Source organism: Alsobacter soli (genome assembly GCF_003004785.1).
Classification (GTDB): domain Bacteria; phylum Pseudomonadota; class Alphaproteobacteria; order Rhizobiales; family Beijerinckiaceae; genus Alsobacter; species Alsobacter soli.
Genome location: NZ_PVZS01000012.1, coordinates 111,204 through 135,310, shown reverse-complemented (window position 1 = coordinate 135,310; position 24,107 = coordinate 111,204). Strand labels below are relative to the sequence as shown.

The 24,107-nt window shown below is 68.7% G+C and carries 24 protein-coding genes and 2 riboswitches; of the genes, 11 read left to right on the top strand and 13 right to left on the bottom strand.

Translation table 11 applies throughout. The features are described from left to right. Positions 1–15: 15 nt before the first annotated feature. Both SLNSH_RS12950 and SLNSH_RS12945 read right to left on the bottom strand, forming a co-directional pair. Positions 16–657: a DsbA family protein gene (locus SLNSH_RS12950; protein WP_196240256.1), complete on the bottom strand. Its 642-nt coding sequence runs from the start codon at positions 655–657 to the stop codon at positions 16–18. 200 nt (positions 658–857) lie between these two features. Beyond that, a complete protein-coding gene (locus SLNSH_RS12945) occupies positions 858–1,352 on the bottom strand; it encodes a DUF721 domain-containing protein (RefSeq protein WP_106337417.1) in 495 nt (164 codons plus the stop codon). Between the two features lie 77 nt (positions 1,353–1,429). Between SLNSH_RS12945 and mutY the strand changes: the two genes are divergently transcribed. After that, positions 1,430–2,518: an A/G-specific adenine glycosylase gene (mutY, locus tag SLNSH_RS12940; RefSeq protein ID WP_106337416.1), complete on the top strand. Its 1,089-nt coding sequence runs from the start codon at positions 1,430–1,432 to the stop codon at positions 2,516–2,518. A gap of 99 nt (positions 2,519–2,617) precedes the next feature. On the opposite strand, the gene SLNSH_RS12935 is transcribed toward mutY, so the two are convergent. The 4 genes from SLNSH_RS12935 to SLNSH_RS12920 form a co-directional block, all read right to left on the bottom strand. Continuing rightward, on the bottom strand, positions 2,618–3,793 hold the full coding sequence (locus SLNSH_RS12935) for a site-specific DNA-methyltransferase (RefSeq protein WP_106337415.1): 1,176 nt from the start codon (positions 3,791–3,793) through the stop codon (positions 2,618–2,620). 130 nt (positions 3,794–3,923) lie between these two features. After that, the gene (locus SLNSH_RS12930; protein WP_106337414.1) at positions 3,924–4,574 is read right to left on the bottom strand and encodes a ribonuclease HII; all 651 of its coding nucleotides are present in this window, start codon (positions 4,572–4,574) and stop codon (positions 3,924–3,926) included. Positions 4,575–4,667: 93 nt separating this feature from the next. Then, a complete protein-coding gene (locus tag SLNSH_RS12925) occupies positions 4,668–5,120 on the bottom strand; it encodes a VOC family protein (protein ID WP_106337413.1) in 453 nt (150 codons plus the stop codon). 141 nt (positions 5,121–5,261) lie between these two features. Next, positions 5,262–6,398, bottom strand: a complete 1,137-nt coding sequence (locus SLNSH_RS12920) for a PA0069 family radical SAM protein (RefSeq protein WP_106337412.1) — start codon at positions 6,396–6,398, stop codon at positions 5,262–5,264. A gap of 178 nt (positions 6,399–6,576) precedes the next feature. Between SLNSH_RS12920 and SLNSH_RS12915 the strand changes: the two genes are divergently transcribed. Then, positions 6,577–7,104, top strand: coding sequence for a glycosyltransferase family protein (locus SLNSH_RS12915; protein WP_106337411.1), 528 nt, complete (start codon positions 6,577–6,579; stop codon positions 7,102–7,104). Between the two features lie 78 nt (positions 7,105–7,182). Here SLNSH_RS12915 and ypfJ read toward each other — a convergent pair whose 3' ends face one another. From ypfJ to SLNSH_RS12880, 7 genes are all read right to left on the bottom strand, one after another. Continuing rightward, positions 7,183–8,082 (bottom strand): KPN_02809 family neutral zinc metallopeptidase, encoded by a 900-nt coding sequence (ypfJ, locus tag SLNSH_RS12910; protein ID WP_106337410.1) that lies wholly within the window; start codon positions 8,080–8,082, stop codon positions 7,183–7,185. Between the two features lie 221 nt (positions 8,083–8,303). Further along, entirely contained in the window at positions 8,304–9,881 is a 1,578-nt protein-coding gene (gcvPB, locus tag SLNSH_RS12905; RefSeq protein ID WP_106337409.1) for an aminomethyl-transferring glycine dehydrogenase subunit GcvPB, read from the bottom strand. Further along, positions 9,881–11,221 (bottom strand): aminomethyl-transferring glycine dehydrogenase subunit GcvPA, encoded by a 1,341-nt coding sequence (gene gcvPA / locus SLNSH_RS12900; RefSeq protein ID WP_106337408.1) that lies wholly within the window; start codon positions 11,219–11,221, stop codon positions 9,881–9,883. Before gcvPA ends, gcvPB begins: the two co-directional genes overlap by 1 nt. 8 nt (positions 11,222–11,229) lie before the next feature. Then, complete coding sequence (gene gcvH, locus SLNSH_RS12895) at positions 11,230–11,601, bottom strand: glycine cleavage system protein GcvH (protein WP_106337407.1); 372 nt, start codon at positions 11,599–11,601, stop codon at positions 11,230–11,232. Positions 11,602–11,740: 139 nt separating this feature from the next. Beyond that, positions 11,741–12,898: a glycine cleavage system aminomethyltransferase GcvT gene (gene gcvT, locus SLNSH_RS12890; RefSeq protein ID WP_106337406.1), complete on the bottom strand. Its 1,158-nt coding sequence runs from the start codon at positions 12,896–12,898 to the stop codon at positions 11,741–11,743. A 54-nt stretch (positions 12,899–12,952) separates the two neighbouring features. After that, positions 12,953–13,046: riboswitch (glycine riboswitch) on the bottom strand. A gap of 3 nt (positions 13,047–13,049) precedes the next feature. Then, positions 13,050–13,154: riboswitch (glycine riboswitch) on the bottom strand. 243 nt (positions 13,155–13,397) lie between these two features. Beyond that, complete coding sequence (locus SLNSH_RS12885; RefSeq protein WP_106337405.1) at positions 13,398–14,012, bottom strand: hypothetical protein; 615 nt, start codon at positions 14,010–14,012, stop codon at positions 13,398–13,400. 88 nt (positions 14,013–14,100) lie between these two features. After that, positions 14,101–14,622: an invasion associated locus B family protein gene (locus SLNSH_RS12880; protein WP_106337404.1), complete on the bottom strand. Its 522-nt coding sequence runs from the start codon at positions 14,620–14,622 to the stop codon at positions 14,101–14,103. Positions 14,623–14,975: 353 nt separating this feature from the next. On the opposite strand from SLNSH_RS12880, the gene coxB reads away from it, so the two are divergent. The 9 genes from coxB to SLNSH_RS12840 all read left to right on the top strand — a co-directional run bounded on the left by coxB (position 14,976) and on the right by SLNSH_RS12840 (position 24,094). Continuing rightward, on the top strand, positions 14,976–15,824 hold the full coding sequence (coxB, locus tag SLNSH_RS12875; RefSeq protein ID WP_245422331.1) for a cytochrome c oxidase subunit II: 849 nt from the start codon (positions 14,976–14,978) through the stop codon (positions 15,822–15,824). Between the two features lie 62 nt (positions 15,825–15,886). Further along, positions 15,887–17,503, top strand: a complete 1,617-nt coding sequence (gene ctaD, locus SLNSH_RS12870) for a cytochrome c oxidase subunit I (protein WP_106337402.1) — start codon at positions 15,887–15,889, stop codon at positions 17,501–17,503. 178 nt (positions 17,504–17,681) lie between these two features. Then, a complete protein-coding gene (locus tag SLNSH_RS12865; protein ID WP_106337401.1) occupies positions 17,682–18,653 on the top strand; it encodes a heme o synthase in 972 nt (323 codons plus the stop codon). Further along, positions 18,653–18,814: a hypothetical protein gene (locus SLNSH_RS25155; RefSeq protein ID WP_196240253.1), complete on the top strand. Its 162-nt coding sequence runs from the start codon at positions 18,653–18,655 to the stop codon at positions 18,812–18,814. The genes SLNSH_RS12865 and SLNSH_RS25155 overlap by 1 nt, the downstream gene beginning before the upstream one ends. Before the next feature lie 3 nt (positions 18,815–18,817). After that, positions 18,818–19,429, top strand: a complete 612-nt coding sequence (locus SLNSH_RS12860; RefSeq protein WP_106337400.1) for a cytochrome c oxidase assembly protein — start codon at positions 18,818–18,820, stop codon at positions 19,427–19,429. A 55-nt stretch (positions 19,430–19,484) separates the two neighbouring features. Next, entirely contained in the window at positions 19,485–20,360 is an 876-nt protein-coding gene (locus SLNSH_RS12855) for a cytochrome c oxidase subunit 3 (protein WP_106337399.1), read from the top strand. Between the two features lie 179 nt (positions 20,361–20,539). Further along, a complete protein-coding gene (locus SLNSH_RS12850) occupies positions 20,540–21,295 on the top strand; it encodes an SURF1 family protein (protein WP_106337398.1) in 756 nt (251 codons plus the stop codon). A gap of 61 nt (positions 21,296–21,356) precedes the next feature. Then, on the top strand, positions 21,357–22,781 hold the full coding sequence (thrC, locus tag SLNSH_RS12845) for a threonine synthase (RefSeq protein WP_106337397.1): 1,425 nt from the start codon (positions 21,357–21,359) through the stop codon (positions 22,779–22,781). Continuing rightward, complete coding sequence (locus SLNSH_RS12840) at positions 22,778–24,094, top strand: M16 family metallopeptidase (protein ID WP_106337396.1); 1,317 nt, start codon at positions 22,778–22,780, stop codon at positions 24,092–24,094. Before thrC ends, SLNSH_RS12840 begins: the two co-directional genes overlap by 4 nt. Positions 24,095–24,107: the final 13 nt, after the last annotated feature.

The window sequence follows — 24,107 nt, the reverse complement described above, 5'->3', positions numbered from 1 at the left end:
GCCGGGCCCAGCCGATCAGCCCCCGACGAGAGGGGTGAGGATCTTGTCCAGTTCCTCAATCGAAAGCGCCCCGCGCTGCACCTGCCCGTTGATGTAGAAGGTGGGGGTGGAGTTCACGCCCAGCTTCTCGGCCGCGCGGTCCTTCACCCAGTTCACGGCGTCATAGATCTGCTGGTTCTTCAAGCAGGCTTCGAACTTTTCCTGTGTGAAACCGGCCTGCTTCATCAACTTGGACAAGGCGTCCACGGGCTTGTCGGTGAAGGCCCATTCGCGCTGCTTGTCGAACAGCAGGTCCGTGATGGCGTAGTATTTGTCGTTCCCGTCGCAACGGGCGAGCATGAAGCCCGCGGTGGCGAGCGGATCCAGCGGGAACTCGCGCAGCGTGAAGCGGACCTTGCCGCTGTCGATGTATTTCGACTTCAGGGTCGGCCAGGTCTTCTCGTGGAAGTGGGCGCAATGCGAGCACGTCATCGAGGCGTACTCGATCATCGTGACCTTGGCGTCTTCCTTGCCCATCCAGACGTCGCCGAGCGGGCCCGCCACCGCGAGGTCGGCGGCCGTCGTGGATTGCGCGAAGGCGGCGCTCGGGAAGCCCGGCAGGGCGGCCATGACGCCGGCGACGGCGAGACCTTGGACGACAGTGCGGCGGGTCGTGATCACGAACTTCTCCTTGGGCAGCTTGGGTCCGCCAGGCTCGCCGGCGGCGCTCGTTCCGCTGGACTGTGAAACGAGGGCGTGAATGAGGCAAGACGCGCGACGGCGCAAGCGGTTCACGAGATTGCGTTCAGGCTGGGCTCTGCGCGCCGTGCCTTCCCCCTCCGCTGCACGGCTCCGGCCGGGGATGACGCCGAGCGGACTTAACCGTCCTTCCGGGCCATGATGCCGGCGCCGAGGCGCACCAGGGCGTCCCGGAGCCCTTCGTCCTCGACCTCGCCAACGCGGCGGCGCGCCTCCTCCACCTGGCGCAGATCCGGCAGCGGCACGGCCTTCTTCGGCGCGCGGTCGCGGCCGACAGGGCCCTGGCGAAACGTGAGGCGGCCGATGCAGCGCCAGCCATAGCGGGTGTTGACGCGCTCCACGATCAGTGGCGCCAGGTGCTGGAGCTCCAGCGCAAAGGCGCTCTCGACGCGCACGATGAGCACTGCGGGCTCGGACGGCTCGTCCGGGGCCATGCCCTTGGGCCGCTTTGGCCACTGGATCTTGACCGGCTCGCAGTAAGGAGCCAGGCGGTCGCCGACGATCTCGGGCCAGGCCACCACTACGTCGGAGGCGGCGAAGCCCTGCGCCGCCAGCGCGGGCGCGATGCAATCCTCGACGAGCTCGGCCAGGGGCCGCAGGCGGGTCTTCTTCACAGGCTTTGTCCGGGCTTTCCCAAACGCGACGACGCGTTCGCTTCACCGCCGTCCTGGGGGCGGCTACACATGCGCTGATGTTAGCCGCTCCGCCCTCCCCCGCAAAGCCGGCCGCCACAGGCTCCCGCCCGGACCCAGCCGCGCTGCTCATCTGGTACGACCGGCACCGGCGCGCGCTGCCCTGGCGCGCCTTGCCGGGCGAAACGCCCGACCCGTACCGGGTCTGGCTCTCCGAGATCATGCTGCAGCAGACCACGGTTCGGGCGGTGAAGCCCTATTTCGAGCGGTTCCTGACGCTGTTTCCGACGGTGGCCGACCTCGCGGCCGCTCCCGCCGAGGACGTCATGAAGGCCTGGGCGGGGCTTGGATATTATTCGCGGGCGCGCAACCTGCACGCCTGCGCGCAGGCAGTGGTCGAGCGCTTCGGCGGGCGTTTTCCAGACTCCGAAGAGGAGTTGCGCAGCCTGCCAGGGGTCGGCGCCTACACGGCCGCGGCCATCGCCGCCATCGCCTTCGACCGCCGGGCCGTGGTGGTGGACGGCAATGTCGAGCGCGTGGTGGCGCGGCTCTACACTGTGGAACAACCGCTCCCGAAGGCGAAACCGCTCATCCGCGACCTGGCGGACGGACTTACGCCGGAGCAGCGGCCCGGCGATTTCGCGCAGGCGATGATGGACCTCGGCGCCACCATCTGCACGCCCAAGAGCCCGGCCTGCGGCCTCTGCCCCTTCCGTGAGCCTTGCGCCGCGCGAACCGAAGGGACCCAGGAGACCTACCCGCGGAAAGAGAAGAAATCCTCGGGCGCCCTGCGCTTCGGGGCGGCATTTGTGGCGGTGCGCGAGGACGGCATGGTGCTGCTGCGCACCCGGCCTGCCAAGGGCCTGCTCGGCGGGATGGCGGAGCCGCCTGGCACGGAGTGGAGCGCCGGGTTCGATCCTGCCGCCGCGCTTCCCTTGGCCCCGTTCGCAGCGGAGTGGAGACGGCTCACGCGCGTCGTCGAGCACACCTTCACGCATTTCCCGCTGCGGCTGACCGTGTACCGCGCCACCGTGCCGGCCAGCGCCCCGCCCCCGGAGGGCTGCTGGTGGGCGCCAGTCGCCACCCTGGACGGCGAGGCGCTGCCGACCGTGATGCGCAAGGCGATGATGGTGGGGCTGGAGGGCTGAGGCGACGCTTATCCCCGAGCGAACACAGCGGCGGTCCAGGGAGGCAAGCCTTTGCTGGATCGCGTCGTCGCTGCGCTCCTCGCGATGACGGCCAGGAACCTAGGCCAGCGCCATCCCTTCCCTGAGCGTCTTGCGCAGGGCGTCGATCGGCTGGAGGCCCTTGGGCCCGTCCACGTGCCAGAAGGTCCAGCCGTTGCAAGCCGGCAGGCCCTGGGCGAGCGCGCCGATCTTGTGGATAGAGCCAATGAGGTTGCCGAGCGCGAGCGTGCCGTCGGCGCGGACAACCGCCTGATGGCGGCCGCGTTCGTCCCGCAGCACGGCGCCTGGCGCGAGCAAGCCGGCTTCCACCACGGACATAAAGGGGATCCGTGGCTCGCTTCGCTTCTCGGGCGGCGCCTGGAGCGCATCGGGAGGCAGCGGCTCGACAGCGGCGATGCGGGCCAGAGCCGCGTCCGCGTAGGTCCGGTCGCGCTCCACGCCGACGAAGTTGCGGCCGAGGCGGCGCGCCACCGCTCCGGTGGTGCCGCTGCCGAAGAAGGGATCGAGCACCACGTCGCCGGGGTTCGTGCTCGACATGAGCACGCGCGCCAGCAGGGCCTCGGGCTTCTGGGTTGGATGAAGCTTACGGCCCTCCGCATCCTTCAGGCGCTCGCCGCCGGTGCACAGGGGCAGGTACCAATCCGAGCGGACCTGCAGGTCCTCGTTACCGGCCTTCAGGGCGTCGTAATGGAAGGTATAGCCCTTTGCGTCCGGGCCCTTGCTGGCCCAGATCATGGTTTCATGCGCGTTGGTGAAGCGTCGACCCCGGAAATTCGGCATCGGGTTCGCCTTGCGCCACACCACGTCGTTCAGGATCCAGAAGCCCAGGTCCTGGAGGATCGCGCCGACACGGAAGATGTTGTGGTAGGAGCCGATCACCCACAGCGTGGCGTTCGGCTTCATCACGCGCCGGACCGACAGCAGCCAGGCGCGGGTGAAGTGATCGTACGCCTCGAAGCTGGCGAACTTGTCCCAGTCGTCGTCCACCGCGTCGACCAGGGACTGGTCGGGCCGCGTGAGCGCGCCTTCGAGCTGCAGGTTGTAGGGAGGATCCGCGAAGACCAGGTCGACGCTGGCGTCCGGCAACTTGGAGAGCTCGGCGACGCAGTCGCCGACCATCACCGTATTCAAAGGAAGAGCGTACTGCTCCATCCGAGGTGACGACGGCGGACGCCCGGTACGCGAGACCTTATTCCGGGATCCGACGTCGACTGCCTCGGTACGCTGGGCACCCATGACGCAGCACCATTTACGCAACCGAACAGGCGCTACAGTGGGGGCCGCAAGGTAAAGGCGAGGTTTCCAAGTTGAAAAAAGTTCGTCTCAATTGAGAACGATGCTAGGCAAATTCTGCCTATTCTATAGTTCAGTCTTCATTAACCATGGCGCCGCCGAGCGGCGAGAACGTAAAGCGATGAAACGGGCATGGGCCCTTGTCGGCAAGGGCCGCCCTGTGCGCCGCGGTCGCGTAGCCAGCATGCCTTTCGAAGCCGTATTCCGGATAGGTTGCGCCGAGCCGGCTCATGAGCCGGTCGCGGGTGACCTTCGCGACAATGGAGGCGGCCGCGATGGAGCAGACCAGCCTGTCGCCCTTGACGACGGCCTCGCCGGGTCCATCCCAGGTCGGCAGGTCGCGGCCATCGACCAGGATGTAGGCCGGCCGCCCGGCGAGGCCCGAGAGCGCGCGGCGCATGGCCTCCAGGGTCGCCTTCCGGATGTCGGTCGCGTCGATGGTGGCCGCCGACATGGAGCACACGGCAACGTCGGCCGTGGCCAGGATTTCCTCGAACAGTTCGTCGCGTCGCGCCGGAGTCAGCAGCTTCGAATCGGCGAGGCCCTTCGGCACGCGCTTCGGGTTGAGCACCACCGCTGAGGCGACAACGGGGCCGGCCAGCGGCCCCCTGCCCGCTTCGTCCACTCCAGCGACCAAGCCGAAGCCCTTGCGCATGAGGGCTCGTTCGCGCCGGAAATCGGGCGCGGCGGGCAGCGGCTCGGGAGCGGCGGCGATTCGCGGCATGCCGCCATCCTCCCCGGATCGCGCCGCCGGGCAAGCGCCTCGGAGCCGCAGTCCCCGCTATCCCCCTCTCTCCCGTCACGACGCTGAGCGGATCTAGTCCTGCGGCCCTGGCAGGACGATGCGACCCGCGGCGTCCAGGGGCCATTGCGGGTTGTGGGCGATCTCCCAGACATGCCCGTCCGGGTCGGCGACATAGCCGACATAGCCGCCCCAGTGGGTCTCGTGCCCGCTCTTCACGATCAAACCGCCGGCCGCAACCGCGCAGGCGAGCACACGGTCCACCGCCTCGCGGCTGCGCTGGTTCTGCGCCAGCGTGAAGGCGGGCGCGGCTTCCGGTCCCGCAGCCGGGTTCGCCGCCCGGCCCAGGTCGGACGCAAGCGCTTCGCGGCCGTAGAGGGACAGAACCAGGCCGTTGAGGTCGAAAAAGGAGACCTCCGGCTGGCTGGCCGATGAGAGCGGCCAGCCCAGCGCCTTGTAGAAGACCGTGGACCGGGCGACATCGGCCACCGCCAGGGTGATCAGGCTCACGCGCGGCGGAACGGGCATGGGGAAGTCCTTCCTTTCCCGGGACGTGGTTCGCCTACCGGATGTGCTTCGCCGTCTTTGCGAGCGAAGCCAAGCCGGTGACGATTGGCCCGTGGCCCCTTCTGGGCTGCTTTGTCGCTGCGCCCCTCGCAGTGCGGCAACTCAGAACAGGCTCAATTGCTCCCCAGCCCGCTTGGGCGGGCTGAACAGGTCCGTGCGCAGCTTCAGACGGCGCTTGTTGAAGCCCAAGCGCTCGGCGGCGATCTCGAAGCGGCGGCCGATCATCCAGGCATAGGGACCGTCGCCGGTCATGCGCTCTCCCCACTTGGCGTCGTAGTCCTTGCCGCCACGGGTGGAGCGGATCAGCGACAACACGTGGCGTAGTTTGGCGGGGTGATGCTCCAGCAGCCATTCGCGGAAGAGATCGCGCACCTCCAGCGGGAGGCGCAGCAGCACGTAGCCGGCTTCGCGTGCGCCGGCCGCGTGGGCCGCCTCCAGGATGCTCTCGATCTCCGAATCGTTCAGGGACGGGATCACCGGGGCCACCATGACCGAGGCCGGGACGCCCGCCTCGGCCAGTTGGCGAATGGCGTCCAGCCGCTTCGCCGGCGTGGAGGCGCGGGGCTCCATGGTGCGGGCGAGCTTGGGGTCGAGCGTCGTCACCGAAAGGGCCACCTTGGCGAGGCCCTTCTCGGCCATGGGGCCGAGAATATCGAGGTCGCGGGTCACCAGCGCCGACTTGGTCACAATGCCTACCGGGTGGTTGGCCCGGGCGAGCACCTCCAGGATCGAACGCATGACGCGCCGCTCGCGCTCAATGGGCTGGTACGGGTCGGTGTTGGTGCCGATCGCGATGGTGCGCGGCGCGTAGCCGGGCGCAGAAAGCTCCCGCTCCAGCAGTTCCGGCACACCCTCCTTCACGAACAGCTTGGTCTCGAAGTCGAGGCCGGGCGACAGGCCCATATAGGCGTGGGTCGGGCGCGCGAAGCAGTAGACGCAGCCGTGCTCGCACCCCCGGTAGGGGTTGATCGAGCGGTCGAAAGAGATGTCCGGCGAATCGTTGCGCGTGATGACCGTCTTCGGCTTCTCGAGGGTCACCTCGGTCTTGAAGGCGGGCAGCTCCTCGCTGGAGCCCCAGCCGTCGTCCTCGACCACGCGCTCGGTGGGCTCGAAGCGGCCGGAGCGGTTGGTCACGGCGCCGCGGCCGCGCCGGCGCGCGGCGTCGACCGGGTCGGCGTCGCGGACGCCATCTCCGATCTGGTAGTTCAAGGGCCTGGGCTCGGGACGGAGCTTCAGCATGGAGCGATTCCGGTTGCGAACAGAATAAGAACAGACACCGGAACGGCTCACTTGGCAAGATGTTCCCGCAATGTTCCGCCCGCGCCCGGCTTGGCGCCGCACATTTGGGCGATCCGGAGCGACTTGGGCTACTCGGCCCTGTCGAGGCTGAATTCCATGCGTGCTAAGGATTCCAGCCATGATTTCCGTGCTGATCCCGCTGCTCGACGACGAGCCCGCGCTTCTCGACACCATCGCGGCGCTCGCGCCGGCCGTGGCGGAGGGCGTCGTGCGGGACCTGTGGCTGGCGACGCCGCTGACGGATGGCTATGCGGCTACCGTGGCGGACGCCGCCGGGTGCGGGCTGGTCGAAGCCGCCGGGACCAGGGTCGAGATGCTGGCGAGGGCCTCCCGGGAGGCGCGGTCGCCGTGGTCGCTCGTGCTGGAGCCTGGCCTTGTGCCGACCGGCGGCTGGATGGCCGAGGCTGCGGAGTTCGTGTCCCGCGCCGAGGACGACCGGGCGGCCGTGTTCACGCTCGCTCCTCGTGGAGGTCGGAGTCGCCTGATCGCCGCACTGGCCAACTGGCAGGCGAGCCTGCTGGGGCGAGGTCGGCCCGAGCAGGGGCTGATCGTCTCGACCGCGCGGCTCGTCAAGCGGCAGGCGCCGCCACGGGCCGTGCGGCTGGCGAGCCTGGTGGTGGACCGGCGGGTGCGGGCGAGGGCTTGACCCTCACCTCTCGCGCGGGGCTGCGCCGCTGGCCTGGATCGCTTCGCCTCCCTGCGGGCTCCCCGCGATGACGACCCATCACAACCGCTGCGTCTGGAACGTGTTGCAGCTGCGCAGGTCGCCGCTCTTGAGGCCGGTCATAAGCCAGCGGACGCGCTGTTCCGACGAGCCGTGGGTGAAGCTGTCCGGGACGGCGTAGCCCTGCGACTGTTTCTGCAGGCGGTCGTCACCGATGGCGGAGGCGGCGTTCACGGCGTTGCGGACGTCACTCTCGTCGATGTTGCTGTGGCGCTGGTTCATCTTGGCGGCCCAGACGCCGGCGAGGCAGTCGGCCATCAGCTCAACGCGGACGGACAAGCTGTTGGCCTCGGCCTTGTCGCCGGCGCGGCGCTGGGCCTGCTGCACCTTGGGCAGAATGCCGATCAGGTTCTCGACGTGGTGCCCGATCTCGTGGGCGATGACGTACGCGTAGGCGAAGTCGCCGCCGCCGCCGAAGCGGCGCTGCATGTCCTGGAAGAAGGAGGTGTCGAGGTACACCTTCTGGTCCAGCGGGCAATAGAAGGGGCCCATGGCGGACTGCGCCGTGCCGCAGCCGGACTGGGTGGCGCGCGAGAACAGGACGAGGCGGGGGGCCGTGTAGTCGCGGTTGGCCTGGGCCGGGAGAAGTTCGGACCAGACGTCCTCCGTCTCGCCGAGGATGCGGGAGACGAACTGGCCGGTCTGGTCGTTCGGCGTTCCGGTCGGGCCGTTGCGGGTCTGGTGGGTCGGGGCGCGCTGGGTCACCATCTCGGCGCCGCCGATCAGGATGCGCGGGTCGATGCCGAGCGCCCAGCCAGCCAGGCTGAGCACGATCACCGCGCCGATGCCGAGACCGCCGCCACCCAGGCCGATGCCCGTGCCGCCGCCTCCGCCCCAGCCTCCGCCTTCGCCACGGCGGTCCTCGATGTTCTCCGAGGTGCGCAGATCATCCCAACGCATGGCGGCCTCATTCCCTCGTCATCGCGACGCCCCAGGGCAGCCGCATAGTCCCAGGCACAAATGGCAAGGGCAGGGCGTTGGTTGCAAGGGGTACGAAGGATTGGGGACCTGCGCCCTCTCGCGTCATGCGGGAGGGCGCAATTTTGTGAGGCGTTTCAGAGGCGGCGTCGGCCCTCACCGCCGCCCCTCTCCCACCGGGGTGGGAGAGGGAAACGTGCGGCCTACTCCGCCGCTTCGCGGATCGGCTCCGGGGGCGTCCAGCGCAGCACCGGCTGGCGGGCGGCGCGGGTTTCATCGAGGCGCCGGCGCGGGGCGTGGTAGGGCGCGCCCGTGAAGCGCTCCACGTCCCCGCGTCTGACGGCCATGGCGAGGTCGCGCAGCGTCGCGATGAAGAGGTCGAGCGAGGCCTTGGACTCGGACTCGGTCGGCTCGACCAGCATCGCGCCGTGGACGACCAGCGGGAAGTACACCGTCATCGGGTGATAACCCTCGTCGATCATCGCCTTGGCGAAGTCGAGCGTGGTCACGCCGGTATCCTTCAACCAGGCGTCGTCGAACAGCACCTCGTGCATGCAGGGACGATTGCCGAAGGGCAACGACATCAGGTCGGCCAAGCAGGCGCGGACGTAGTTGGCGTTGAGCACCGCGTCCTCGGAGGCCTGCTTCATGCCGTCCGCCCCGTGCGAGAGCATGTAGGCCATCGCGCGCACGAACATGCCCATCTGGCCGTGAAAGGCCGTGAGGCGACCGAAGGGACGGGCGCCCTGCCTCGCCGCATCCGCCTCGTCCTCGACCAGCCGGAAGCGCTCCCCATCGCGCACCACGAAGGGTACGGGCGCGAAGGCGGCGAGCCTGTCGGAGAGCACCACCGGGCCCGAGCCCGGGCCGCCGCCGCCGTGGGGCGTCGAGAAGGTCTTGTGCAGGTTGATGTGCATGGCGTCGACGCCGAGGTCCCCCGGCCGCGCCTTGCCCACGATGGCGTTGAAGTTGGCCCCGTCGGCGTAGAAGTAGGCCCCCGCCTCGTGGACAATGCGGGCGATCTCCACCACGTCTCGCTCGAAAAGCCCGCAGGTGTTGGGGTTGGTCAGCATGATGGCGGCGACGTCCGGGCCGATCGCGGCCTGCACGGCCGCGGGGTCGACCGTACCGTCCGGGCGGGCCGGGACGGGGCGCACGGTGAAGCCGATGAGCGCAGCGGTGGCCGGGTTGGTGCCGTGGGCCGAGTCGGGCACCAGCACCACCCGCCGTGTGGCGGCTTCGCCCTTCGCGGCGATTGCGGCCTTGATGGCCATCATGCCGCAGAGCTCGCCATGGGCGCCGGCCTTGGGCGACATCGCCACGGCCTGCATGCCGGTAAGCTCCAGCAGCCAGGCGGCCAGCGTGTCCATGAGCTCGAAGGCCCCCTGCACCGTGGAGAACGGCTGCAGAGGGTGCACGTCGGCGAAGCCCGGCAGGCGCGCCATGCGCTCATTGAGGCGCGGGTTGTGCTTCATCGTGCAGGAGCCGAGCGGGAAGAGCCCCGTGTCGATCCCGTAGTTCTTCTGGGACAGCCGCACATAGTGGCGCATGGCTTCCGGCTCGGAGAGGCCCGGCAGACCGACGCCGTCCGTGCGCTCCAGTCCGCCGAGGCGGGGCTCGAAGGGAGCCGGCTCGTCGACGTCCACGCCGGTGGTCTCCGGGCGCCCGATCTCGAAGATCAGCGGCTCTTCCTGCTGGAGGGCGCGGTTTCCCGTGAAGGTGGGATGGGCGGCGACGGCGGCCTCGCCCGGCTGGCTGGGGCGACCCTGACGGTTCAGCATCACAGCACCTCCTTCAGGCCGGCCACGAGGGCGGCGCGATCCTCATCGGTGTTCATTTCGGTGGACGCGACCAGCAGCAGGCCGTCGAGGCCTGCGCCTGGATGGAGGCGCGAGACCGGGACGCCCGCCATGATTCCCTTGTCCGCCAGAGCCTGGACCACTGCGGCGGCGGGCTTGTTCAAGCGGAGCGTGAACTCGTTGAAGTAGCGCTTGTTGAGCACTTCAACTTGAGGAAGAGATTCAAGCGCCTCATGCAGCCTGACAGCATGGGCGTGGTTCAGCCTGGCCAGGCGCTGGAGCCCAGCGGAGCCGAGGAGCGTCATGTGGATTGTAAAGGCCAGACTGCACAATCCTGAGTTTGTGCAGATATTCGAGGTGGCCTTGTCGCGCCTGATGTGCTGCTCGCGGGTGGAGAGCGTCAAAACGAAGCCGCGACGGCCCTCGGAGTCGACGGTCTCGCCGCAAAGGCGACCGGGCATCTGACGCACGTATTTGGACCGCGTGGCGAAGAGGCCCACATAGGGACCGCCGAAGTTGAGGCCGTTGCCGATCGACTGCCCCTCGCCCACCACGATGTCCGCGCCCATGGCGCCGGGCGGGGTGACAAGGCCGAACGACAGGGCCTCCGTGACCACCGCCACCAGAAGCGCGCCCTCGGCGTGGCACTTGTCGGCCACGGCCCGCAGGTCGCGCAGGTTGCCGAACAGGTCGGGCGTCTGGACCACGACGCAGGACACGGAGCCGTCGATTGCGGCGAGCAAGTCCTCGGTCCCGGCCACATCAGGCGGCAGCGTGACCACCTCGTCCTCGGCCATGCCGGACAGCGTGCGGACGACTTCGGCGTATTGGGGATGAAGGCCGCCGGAGAGCACGGCCTTGCGGCGTCTCGTGACCCGGTGGGCCATCAGCACAGCCTCGCCGCAGGCGGTTGAGCCGTCATACATGGAGGCGTTCGCGACCTCCATGCCGGCGAGCGCGGCCACCTGGGTCTGGAATTCGAACAGATACTGCAGCGTGCCCTGCGCGATCTCGGGCTGGTAGGGCGTGTAGCTCGTCAGGAACTCCGAGCGCTGGATCAGGTGGTCCACGGTCGCGGGCACGTGGTGCTTGTAGGCGCCGGCGCCGACGAAGAACGGGACCGATGATGCCGGCGTGTTCTTCGCCGCCATGCGGCCGAGCAGGCGCTCCACTTCGAGTTCGCCCTTGCGGGTCGGCAGGTTCGGCAGGCCGGGGCGGCGCTTGTCGGCGGGGATGTCGGCGAAGAGATCGTCGATCGAGCCCACGCCGATGCGCGCCAGCATGTCGGCGCGTTCGATGTCATTGAGTGGCAGGTAGCGCATGGCGGACCTCAGAGCGAAGCCACGAAGGCCTTGTAGGCGTCCTCGTCCATGAGGGCGTCGAGTTCGCCGGGGTTCGTGAGCTTCAGCTTGACGAACCAGCCCTTGCCCAGCGGGTCCTCGTTGACCGTCGCGGGCGAGCCCTCGAGTTCGGAATTTACCTCCGCCACCTCGCCGGAAACCGGCGCGTAGACCTCGCTCGCCGCCTTGACGCTCTCCACGACCGCCGCCTCGGCTCCCTTGGCGAGGCTCTTGCCGAGCGCAGGAAGCTCCACGAACACCACGTCGCCGAGCTGCTGCTGGGCGTAGTCGGTGATCCCGACCGTCCCAACGTCACCGTCGACGCGGATGTATTCGTGATCCTTGGTGAACTTGATGGTCATGCGTGGCTCCTGCGGCAGGTCGGGCGGAATCGGGAAAAGAGGGTCGGGGTGAGGGGCTGGCGAGCGCGATGGCGCCCTTGCGGCCCTTCGTGCCCCCGTCTCCCCGTGCCGGGGAGGAGGGCTCGGGTCATCGTGGCGCTCATGCGCCGGTCTTGCGGGCGTAACGGTGGGGGACGAAAGGCAAGGCTGCGATCCTGGCGGGGAGCGCCTGGCCCCGGACCATGAGGGCGAGCGGCGCGCCCGACGTGGCCAGGGCCGCCTCCACGTACCCCATCGCGACCGGGCCCCCGACGGTGGGGCCGAAGCCGCCCGAGGTGACCTTGCCGACCACACGACCCTCGGCGGTCACGATCTCCGCGCCCTCGCGGGCCGGGGCGCGTCCTTCCGGCAGCAGGCCGACACGAACGCGGGCGGGCCCATCGGCCAGTTCGCGCCGGATGCGCTCGAACCCCGGGAAGCCGCCTTCCTCGCGGCGGCGCTTCTGCATGGACCAGACGAGCGCGGCCTCCACGGGCGACGTCGTCGTGTCGATGTCATGGCCGTAGAGGCAGAGCCCGGCTTCGAGCCGGAGCGAATCGCGGGCGCCGAGGCCGATCGGCTTCACCAACGCGTCGGCCAGCAGCGCATCAGCGACCTGCGCGACCTTGGTCGCCTTCACGGAGATTTCGAACCCGTCCTCGCCGGTGTATCCGGACCGCGAGACGTGGACCGGGACGCCATCGAAGGTGGTGACGAGGCCGGTCATGAACGCCATGTCGGCGACGCCGGGCGCGTGCCGCGCCAGGACCTCCGCCGCCTTCGGCCCCTGCAGCGCCAGCAAGGCGCGGTGGTCGGCGCGAATCAGACGCACGCCCGCCGGCAGCCTGGATTCAATATGGGCCCAGTCCTTCTCCTTGCAGGCGGCGTTCACCACCAGCATGAGCACGCCATCCTGGTCCTCGGCGGCCGGACGCGTGATCATGAAGTCGTCGAGGATGCCGCCGTCCTCGTTCAGCAGTTGCGAATAGCGCTGCTGGCCGGGCTTCAGGTTCAGGATGTCGGCGGGGCAAAGCGCCTCCAGGGCGCGCGCGACGGCGGCATGGTCCGAGCCGGCGAGGAAGCCCTGCCCCATGTGGGAGACGTCGAAGAGCCCGGCGTTCTCGCGGGTCCACTGGTGCTCGGCGAGGATGCCGGTCGGGTATTGGACCGGCAACTCGTAGCCGGCGAAGGGGACCATGCGGGCGCCGAGCGCGCGGTGGCGCGCATTGAGGGGCGTGACAGCGATGGGCGTGGAGGAATCGGCGCTCGGTTCGGCCATTCGGGTCTCCCGGACAGGTCAGGGCGAACGGACCTGCGGTCCGTTTCGCGCCCCCTCTGTCCGAAGACCTGAGAGATTTCCTCGCTCCCGAAGGATCGAGTTACCCCCGTCGGTGGGCGTGCGCCTGCGCGAACGCCTCTTTCCAGAGCGCCAGCTCTCCGCGGTCCTTTGGCCTGAGCGTTTCCGGGGCGGTTGCGCCTTCGGCGCCGGCGACCGGGACCTTGCGGCCCCCGCCGGACTCTTCCGCGGAGATCAGAAGCTTGTCCGTGGTAGGCGAGCCGCTGCGTCAAGTCAACGCGATGCGACCATCAATTGGGCTTAGGCGACGTGCGCGCGGCGCGAACACTGCGCCGTCATCCCCGGCCGGAGCCGCGCAGCGGCGCAGGGGAAGGGGATCCGGGGCCGCGCGCCCTGCCCTGGTCCCCTTTCCCGGCCTGCTGCGCAGGCCGCCGGGGATGACGGCAGACGGGGACGAGAGATGCGAGCGGCGCAGAGCCGCTCAGCCGTGCTTGCGCTTCTTCTTAGCCGGGCCCGCAGCACGGCCCATGGGGTCGAAGCCGATGTAGATCTCGAGATCGCCCGGCCCGTCCTTGGGGGCCATGAGGCCCTCCTGCACCATGGTGAAGCTGGCGCGCACGTCGTTGGCCGGAATGGTCACCGTGCCTCGCTGGAGCTGGGACGCGACGACCTTGTCGCCCTTCTTCACCACGAAGCGAACCGGCGCCACGAAGGTCCCGGGCCTGCCGCCGGGACCCAGCATGGCGGCGCCTTCGACGCCCACCTTGATGGCGATCTGGTTGCCCACCACGCGGCACTCGCGGGCCGTATTGCCCAGCGACAGCTGGCTGCGCAGGTCGCCGCCGGCCTCCTGCTTCAGCGCGGCCGCGCCGTCCAGAATCTGCACGGAGGGGCAGTCCACCTCCTCCTCGGGCGGGTTCATGGACGGGGGCACGGTCGTGCCGCCGTACTTGAAGATGTTCAGGAGGCTCGATCCGCCGGACGTATCCTGGGCCTGGGCCTCGCTCGACCCGCCGAAGGTATTGCAGGCGGCCAGCAATCCCGCGGAGCCCAGCAGGACGGCGAGGCGGATGGCGCGCGATACGGACGCAGTCATGAACATCTCCAGGCAAGCGCAACCGTTGCGATGCGGGCGGCCGTCCATAGCACGGAGCGCACGCCCGGCGCGAGACGGCAGCGAGGGATCACGGGAGCGAATCAAAGGCCTTCGGGAACCCGTTGAGGGAGACCGGGATGCCGATGCCCTCCTCGGGGGTCTGAAAGACGATGAAGGTGGCGGCCTTGCCGCTGCGCAGCTTGTTGAGGAGCTCGTCCTCCATGATGACCTCGGCCACGCAGCCGGTCGGCAGGCAGCGCACGAAGCCGGCGCGGCCGACGTCATTCTGGTCGATCTTGAGGCCGAGGCCCGCGGGCAGCAGCACGCCGAGCGGCGCGATGACGCGCAGGAGGCGGCTCTTGCCGTCCGCCGTCTTCAGCACGATCACCACGAGGGTGACGTTCGGCTTGTCCTCGGCCTGAACGCTCTGGACGATGGCGCACTGCTCGGCCTTGGCGCCGGCAGGCGTCTCGCAGCGCATCTGCCAGTCGCCGAACGTGTTCTTCACGGGACCCTGGGCGACGGCGGGCGCGGTCCCGAGCCAGGCCAGGCCGAGGGCTCCGGCCAGCACGGCGGCCGGGCGGGCCAGCTTGTCGACGATCCTCGGCATGGCGAGCGCTCCTGTTTCTGTGGACGGCCCGAGCGGAGCTGCGGCGCCCGGCGGCGTTGTCCGACCATGGCCGGAAACTCGTGTCAAGGCGAGCGAGTCGCGCCCGGCGGGGCCCGGATGGTGCGCGAATGCCCTCTCTCGCGAGCTTATGCCGCACAAAAAACCTAAACCGGCCCGATTGCGCTAGTGACCTGTTTGTGGTCTTTGCGCTAGATCAAGCTCGCGAGGTTTATGTAAGCGCGTCGAGCGCGGCACCGTTCTCCACCTCCCCCGGGAGAACGCCGCACTCCTTCCCCGAGACGCGACGCGCCGATGAGCCGGGCCAATTCAGGGCAGGAGATTCGCAGGTGACGATTCGTAACTGGAACCGGTCAGCGCTCGCCGCGCTCGGTCTCAGCATCCCCGGGCATGCCTTCGCGGCGGCCGGACATCCCGAACCCTACCAGATCGGGTTCCAGGACGCGGTCTCCCCCGTTGCGGAGTTCGTGCACGACTTCCACACCGCCCTGGTGTGGATCATCAGCATCATCACGCTGTTCGTGCTGGCGCTGCTGGTCACGGTGGTGGTGAAGTTCAACGAGAAGGCCAACCCGGTCCCCTCGCGCACGACCCACCACACGGGCCTGGAGATCGCCTGGACGATCATCCCGGTGCTCATCCTGGTTGGCATCGCGATCCCGTCGTTCCGCCTGCTCAAGTACCAGATCGAGCTGCCGAAGGCCGACATCACCATCAAGGCCATCGGCAACCAGTGGTACTGGTCTTATGAGTATCCGCAGGACCAGGGCGGCGGCTTCAAGTTCGACAGCTACATGCTGACGCGCGAGGACGCGGCCAAGGCCGGCCAGCCGGCCCTGCTCGCCGTGGACAACGAGGTGGTTCTGCCCGCCGGCAAGACCGTAGTGATCCAGGTGGTCGGCGCGGACGTGATCCACTCCTTCTCGGTGCCGTCGCTGGCGTTCCGCATGGACGCCATCCCGGGCCGCCTGAACCAGACCTGGTTCAAGACCGACCGCGAGGGCATCTACTACGGCCAGTGCTCGCGCCTGTGCGGCCAGAACCACGCCTTCATGCCGATCGCGATCCGCGTCGTGAGCCCGGAGAAGTACCAGGCGTGGCTCGGCGAGGCGAAGAAGAAGTTCGCCTCCAACGGAGGCGACGAGACGGTGAAGGTCGCCGCGCGCTCGACGACCGTCGAGTGACGACCTGAACATTCGAACAGGACAGCGGAAGCAAGACTTTCAGCGATCTGGGACACGACACAATGGCAACTGCTGCGGCTACCGCGCATGACGCGCACGCGCACCACCCGACCGGCTGGCGCCGGTGGGTGCTGTCGACCAACCACAAAGACATCGGGACGATGTACCTGATCTTCGGCCTGGTGGCCGGCCTGATCGGCGGCGCGCTCTCGATCGCGATGCGCCTCGAGCTCCAGGAGCCCGGGCTCCAGTACTTCACGAACCCGCAGACCTATAACGTCTTCGTGACGGGTCACGGCCTCATCATGGTGTTCTTCCTGGTGATGCCCACCCTGATCGGCGGCTTCGGCAACTGGTTCGTGCCGATCATGATCGGGGCGCCGGACATGGCGTTCCCGCGCATGAACAACATCTCGTTCTGGCTGCTGCCCTCCTCCTTCGCGCTGCTGCTGATCTCCCTCTTCGTCGAGGGCGCGCCCGGCTCGAACGGCTTCGGCGGCGGCTGGACGGTGTACCCGCCGCTGTCGACCTCCGGCCACCCCGGCCCGGCGCTCGACTTCGGCATCCTGTCGCTGCACATCGCCGGCGCGTCGTCGATCCTCGGCGCCATCAACTTCATCACCACGATCCTGAACATGCGCGCGCCGGGCATGACCCTGCACAAGATGCCGCTGTTCGCGTGGGGCATGCTGGTGACGGCGTTCCTGCTGCTGCTGTCGCTGCCGGTGCTCGCGGGCGCCATCACGATGCTGCTGACGGACCGCAACTTCGGGACGACGTTCTTCGACCCGGCCGGCGGCGGCGACCCGGTGCTGTACCAGCACCTGTTCTGGTTCTTCGGCCACCCCGAAGTGTACATCATGATCCTGCCGGCCTTCGGCATCGTCAGCCACATCATCTCGACCTTCTCGCGCAAGCCCATCTTCGGCTATCTCGGGATGGCCTACGCGATGGTGGCGATCGGCGCGGTCGGCTTCGTCGTGTGGGCGCACCACATGTACACGGCCGGCCTGTCGCTCGACACGCAGCGCTACTTCGTGTTCGCCACCATGGTGATCGCGGTGCCGACGGGCGTGAAGGTGTTCTCCTGGATCGCGACGATGTGGGGCGGCTCCATCCGCTTCACCGCGCCGATGACCTGGGCGATCGGCTTCATCTTCCTGTTCACCGTCGGCGGCGTGACCGGCGTGGTGCTGGCCAACGCGGGCGTCGACCGCCAGCTGCACAACACCTACTACGTCGTGGCGCACTTCCATTACGTGCTGTCGCTCGGCGCGGTGTTCGGCATCTTCGCGGCCTGGTACTACTGGTTCCCGAAGATGAGCGGCTACGTGATCCCGGACTGGATCGGCCGCCTGCACTTCTGGATCGCCTTCGTGGGCGCCAACCTGCTGTTCTTCCCGATGCACTTCACGGGCCTGGCCGGCATGCCGCGCCACTACGTGGATTACCCGGACGCCTTCGCGGGCTGGAACCGGATCTCCTCGATTGGGTCGTACATCTTCGCGCTCGGCCTGCTGGTGTTCTTCTATGGCGTGTTCGTGGCGTTCAGCCGCAAGGAGCGCGCCGGGGACAACCCGTGGGGCGCGGGCGCCACGACGCTGGAGTGGACCCTTTCGTCGCCTCCTCCGTTCCACCAGTTCGAGACCCTGCCGCGCATCACCGGCTCGGACCACTGAGAACCTACCCGGGGCCGGCCCTCGCCGGCCCCGGATCGCCAAAACCCTGGGCCGGCCCTCGCCGGCCCCGGATCCCCTCCCCGGGGAAGCCGATCCTTCGCCAGACCGCCCGCCGGGCGGCCACGCCGAGGACCGGTCCACCAGGACCAAGACACACAACGGAGCGTCAGGCGCATTCATGTCGGCCGTCAGCGACAGCATCGTCACCGAGAGCCGTTCGGGCTTGTCGAACGGCACCGCCGGCGACTTCTTCGCCCTGCTGAAGCCGCGGGTGATGTCGCTCGTGGTGTTCACGACGCTGGTCGGCATGATGACCGCGCCGCATGTGAACCCGGTGATCGGGTTCACCGCGCTGCTCGCCATCGCGGTCGGCGCGGGCGCCTCCGGCTGCCTCAACATGTGGTACGACGCCGACATCGACGCGGTGATGCGCCGCACGGCGAAACGGCCCATTCCGGCCGGGCGGATCACCAAGGACGAGGCGCTCGGCTTCGGCATGACGCTGTCGGTCGGCTCGGTGGTGACGCTTGGCCTCGTGACGAACTGGGTCGCGGCCGGGCTGCTGGCCTTCACCATCTTCTTCTACGTCGTGATCTACTCGATGTGGCTGAAGCGGGCGACGGCGCAGAACATCGTGATCGGCGGCGCGGCCGGGGCGTTCCCGCCCATGGTGGGCTACGCGGCCATGACCGGCTCCTTCTCGCTCGAGACGGTCGTGCTCTTCTCCATCATCTTTCTCTGGACGCCGCCCCACTTCTGGGCGCTCGCGCTGGTCAAGTCGGACGACTACCGCCGCGCGGGCATTCCCATGCTGCCGGTGGTGGCGGGCGACGACGCCACGCGCCTGCAGATCATCCTCTACACGTTGGTGCTGGTCCCGGTTGGCCTGCTGCCGGCCTTCATGGGCTTCGCGGGCCTGCCCTACGCGCTGGTTTCGGGCGTCACCGGCGCCATGATGCTCGTGCTCGCCTGGCGCGTGTACCGCCGCCGGGAAGGCGACGCGGCCCGCAAGGCCGCCTATGGCCTGTTCGGCTTCTCCATCCTGTATCTCTTCCTGCTCTACGCGGTGCTCCTGGCCGAGCTCATCGTCGGCCATGACCGCGTGGCCGCCCTGGGAACGGCTGCGGCCCGCCTGGTGGGGGCTGCGTGATGGCGGACAGGAAGCCCGGCGTCGTGCTGAGCGACGAGGAAGTGCGGAAGCGCCGCTCCCGCTCGGTGGCGCTCGCCCTCGTGCTTGGCGGCCTCGTGATCCTGTTCTTCATCGTCACCATCGCCAAGCTCGGCGGCAACGTGATGAACCGGCCTTTGTAAGCCATGACCGAAACTCCGCGCCCCTCCCCTGCCCCCGACCGGTCGCGCGCCGCGCGCCGCACGGTGATCGCCTGCGCGGCGACCGTGGCCGGCATGGTCGGCCTGTCCTATGCGGCCGTGCCGCTCTACCGGATCTTCTGCCAGGCGACCGGCTTCGGCGGGACGCCGCAGGTGGCGACCGAGGGTTCGAAGACCACCGGCGAGCGCGTGTTCACGGTGCGCTTCGACTCGAACGTGGCGCCGGGACTCAGCTGGCGCTTTGAGCCGGAGCAGCCCACCGTGGACGTGAAGGTGGGCGAGACCACCACGATCTTCTACAAGATCACTAACACGGGCTCGCAGCCCGTCTCGGCGCTGGCGTCCTTCAACGTCGCACCAGAGCTCACGGGAGCCTATTTCACCAAGCTCCAGTGCTTCTGCTTCAACGAGATCACCCTGAAGGCGGGCGAGACCCTGGAGGCGCCGGTCGTCTTCTACATCGATCCCGCCATCACGAAGGATCGCGACCTCGCCACCGCGAGCGAGATCACGCTGTCCTACACCATCTTCCCGTCCAAGGGCTCCTCCAAGCCCGTGGCCGAGAACAACGACCCAACCCGCAAACCAAAACTCTAAGGGGGCTCGCAGGGCTGGGCACAGCCCCTGCGGGACGTATCGGAGAGCGACCACGATGGCCGAGGCCCACGTCAAAAACCACGATTATCACCTCGTCGACCCAAGCCCCTGGCCGTTCGTGGGGTCGATCAGCGCCTTCGTGACCGCCGTCGGCGCGATCATGTGGATGAAGACCCTCGCCATCGGCGGCCTGCACGCCGGCCCGGTGCTGTTCGGCGCTGGGTTCATCGGCATCCTCTACACGATGTTCTCGTGGTGGGGCGACGTCATCAACGAGGCCGAGTACAAGCACGACCACACGCGCGTCGTGCAGCTGAGCCACCGCTACGGCATGATCATGTTCATCGCCTCCGAGGTGATGTTCTTCGTCGCGTGGTTCTGGGCCTATTTCGACGCCAGCCTGTTCGCCAACGAGGCGAAGCAGTTCGCCCGCTTCGAGTTCACCGGGGGCCATTGGCCGCCGAAGGGCATCGAGGTCTTCAACCCCTTCCACCTGCCCCTGCTCAACACGCTGATCCTGCTCACCTCGGGCACCACGGTCACCTGGGCTCACCACGCGCTGCTGCACAACGACCGCAACGGCCTGAAGTGGGGCCTGATCCTCACCGTGATCCTGGGCGCGCTGTTCTCCGTCGTGCAGGGTTACGAGTACGCGCACGCCCATTTCGCCTTCAAGGGCTCGATCTACGGCTCAACCTTCTTCATGGCGACCGGCTTCCACGGCTTCCACGTGCTGATCGGCACCATCTTCCTGCTGGTCTGCCTCATCCGCGCGCTGCGGGGCCACTTCTCGCCGAAGCAGCACCTGGGCTTCGAGTTCGCCGCCTGGTACTGGCACTTCGTCGACGTGGTGTGGCTGTTCCTGTTCGTGGCGATCTACCTGTGGGGCTCTAACTGGGGCGCCGCCGCCGGCGTCGCCGCCGCGCACTGACGCCTCGCGTCATTGCGGGGACCGCAGCGACGAGGCAACCCGGAAGGCGGGTCGCCCAGTCCCCCTGGATCGCCTCGCCTTCGGCTCACAATGACGGAACCGATCAAGGGCGGCCCACCGGGCCGCCCTTTCGCTTTTCGCCGATTGCTTTATTCCGTCCCCCGAACAGGACAGACGCCGTGGACCGCCGCATCACCCGCCTTATCGCCCCTGCCCTCGCTACCCTGGTCGGCTTCGCCATCCTGGTCGGGCTCGGCTGCTGGCAGATCGAACGCATGGGGGCGAAGCATCGGCTGATCGCCCGGGTGGAGGCGCGGATGAAGGCCGAGCCTGGCCCATTGCCGCCGGAGAGCCGGTGGCCGACGCTCAACGCCAAAACAGCCGACTACGAGCGCGTGCGCGTCACTGGACGCTACCTCCACGACAAGGAGGCCTACCTCAACGGCTTCGTGGTGGCGCCCTCCAATGGCCCTGCCCCGCCTCCGACGCTGATGGGCTTCTTCATCCTCACGCCGCTGCAACTGGCGGACGGCTCCGTGGTCATCGTCAATCGCGGCATCGTGCCGACCGAACTGCGCGATCCCGCCAAACGCGAGCAGGGGCAGTCGCCGGGCGAGGTCACGGTCACGGGCGTGCTACGCGTGCCCGAGAAGCCCGGCTACTTCGTTCCGGCGAACGACCCCGTCAGAAACAACTGGTTCTCGCGAGATCCCGCCGCCATCGCCCGGGCCAAGGGACTGGAGCGCGTGGCGCCCTTCATCATCGACGCCGACGCCACGCCCGTTCCGGGCGGATGGCCGAAGGGCGGCAACACGGTCGTGAGCTTCCCCGACAACCACCTCCAATACGCGATCACGTGGTTCGCACTGGCCCTGGCGCTGCTGGGCGTGTTCGGTTTCTGGGCCCGGCAGCAATGGCGGGCCAAACCTGCGTAACGCAAGCTTGTCAGGCCCGGACCGGGCCCCTACCCTCGACGCCGTTCCAAGAGGTCCATCCGTGCTCCACGTGTCCACCCGGGGCGAAGCGCCCGCCCTCGGCTTTTCCGACGCCCTCCTCGCCGGGCTCGCCCGCGACGGCGGCCTTTACCTGCCCGAGAGCTGGCCGACGCTGAGCCGCGAGGCCATCGCGGGTCTGGCCGGCCTGCCCTATGCGGAAGCCGCAAAGCGCGTCATCGGCCCCTTCGCGTCGGACATCGAGCCGGCCGCCTTCTCGGACATGGTGGACAAGGCCTACGCCTCCTTCCGGCACCCGGCCGTGTGCCCGCTGGTGCAACTCGGCGACAACCTCTTCGTGCTGGAGCTTTTCCACGGCCCGACGCTGGCCTTCAAGGACGTCGCCATGCAGCTGCTGGGGCGGCTGATGGACCATGTGCTGGAGCAGCGCGGCCAGCGCGCCACCATCGTGGGCGCCACGTCGGGCGACACGGGGGGCGCCGCCATCGAGGCGTTCAGGGGCCTCAGGCGCGTGGACGTGTTCATTCTCTACCCGCACGGGCGCGTCAGCGAGGTGCAGCGGCGGCAGATGACCACGGCGGCGGCGGACAATGTCCACGCGGTGGCGGTCGAGGGCGACTTCGACGATTGCCAGGCGCTCGTGAAGGCGATGTTCAACCACCACGGCTTCCGCGACCAGCTGCAGCTCTCGGGCGTCAATTCGATCAACTGGGCCCGCATCGTGGCCCAGGTCGTCTACTACTTCACCGCTGCGGTCAGCCTGGGCGGGCCGCACCGGCCCGTGAACTTCTCCGTGCCGACCGGCAATTTCGGCGACGTGCTCGCCGGCTGGGTGGCCAAGACCATGGGCCTGCCGGTCGGGCTGCTGAACGTGGCCACGAACAGCAACGATATCCTGGCCCGCGCCATCGCGACCGGACGCTACGAGGCGACCGGCGTGGTGGCGACGACCTCGCCTTCCATGGACATCCAGGTGTCGTCCAACTTCGAGCGCGTGCTGTTCGAGGCCTATGGCCGGGACGGGACGGCGATCCGCCGCCTCATGCAGAGCCTCTCGCAGAGCAAGGCGTTCACCATCGATGCGGTGCCCCTGGAGAGGATCCGGTCGGAGTTCACGGCCAGCGCCGTGAGCGAGGAGGCGGTCAAGGCCGAGATGAGCGCCACCTACAAGGACGCGGGCTACACGCTCGATCCACACACCGCGATCGGCATCTCCAGCGCCCGGGGCGTGCTGAAGCGCGATCCCGCCACGCCGATGGTGGTGCTGGGCACCGCCCATCCGGCCAAGTTCCCGGATGCGGTTGTCGCCGCCACGGGCCGCAGGCCGGAGCTGCCGGAGCATCTGGCGGATCTTCTCGACAGGCCTGAACGTTTCACCGTCCTGCCGAACCAACAGGCCGCGGTTGAGGACTTCGTCCGCAGCCGCGCCAGGGCCGCCGGGGCGTCCCGGCCGGGAGCCGCCGCATGAACGCGCCATCGCGCAGCAAGGACCTGAAGATCGGCGCGCCGCGCGAAGAGGCGGTGCGCATCACCACCCTTCCGAACGGGCTGCGCGTCGTCACTGAGACCATCCCGGCCCTCGCCACGGCGTCCCTCGGGGTCTGGATCGGGGCCGGCACCCGGCACGAGCGCGAAGGCGAGCAGGGTCTCGCCCATTTGCTCGAGCACATGGCCTTCAAGGGCACGCGCCGGCGCTCGGCGCTGGACATCGTGGCCGAGATCGAGGCCGTCGGCGGCGACCTCAACGCCGAAACCAGCGTGGAGCGGACGTCCTACTACGTCCGCCTGCTGGGTGAGGACGTGCCGCTCGCCCTCGACATCCTGTCCGACATCCTCACCGAGCCCGCCTTCGACAAGGGCGAGCTCAAGCGCGAGAAGGGCGTCGTGCTGCAGGAGATCGGCGCCTGCGAGGACACGCCTGACGAGGTCGTGTTCGACATGTTCATGGAGACGGCCTACGGCGGCGCGCCCATCGGGCGGCGCATCCTGGGCACGCCCAAGACCGTGCGGGCGCAGACGCCGGAGTCCATGCGCACCTTCCTGGACCGGCAATATCGCGGGCCCGACATGGTCGTGGCGGCCGCAGGCGCCGTGGACCACGACGCCGTGGTGGAGGAGGCGAGCCGCCGCTTCGCCAGCATCAAGGGCGAGCAGCCCGGGGCTCCCGTGGAGGGCGTCTACGCCGGCGGGGACGAGCGCAAGATCCGCAAGCTCGAGCAGGCCCACATGGTGCTGGGCTTCGCCGGCTGCTCGTTCCACAGCCCGGACCACTACGCCCTGCACGTCTTCTCCAACCTCCTCGGCGGGGGGATGTCGTCGCGCCTTTTCCAGGAGATCCGCGAGAAGCGCGGGCTCTGCTACGAGATCTACTCGTTCCACCAGCCCTTCTCGGACACGGGGACCTTCGCCATCTATGGCGGCACCGGCGAGGACAAGCTTGGCGAGTTCATGCCGGTGATGCTCGACTGCCTCCGCGAGGCGGCCGAGCGGCCCACCGACGAGGAAGTCGCCCGGGCGAAGCAGCAGATCAAGGTCTCGCTGCTGACGGGGCTCGAATCCTCCGCTCGCCGGGCCGAGCAGATGGCGCGGCACGTTCTCGCCTTCGGGCGCGTGCTGCCGCGGGAGGAGATCGTGGCCGCCATCGACGCGATCACGCTGGACGACGTGAAGCGGGTCGCCCGGACGATGCTGGCCTCCGCCCCCACGGTCACGGCCGTCGGGCCCGTGCGCAAGCTCATGGACCCGGGGCGGATCGCCGCCCACCTGGGCTCGGCGGCATAAGGGACGCGCGGCG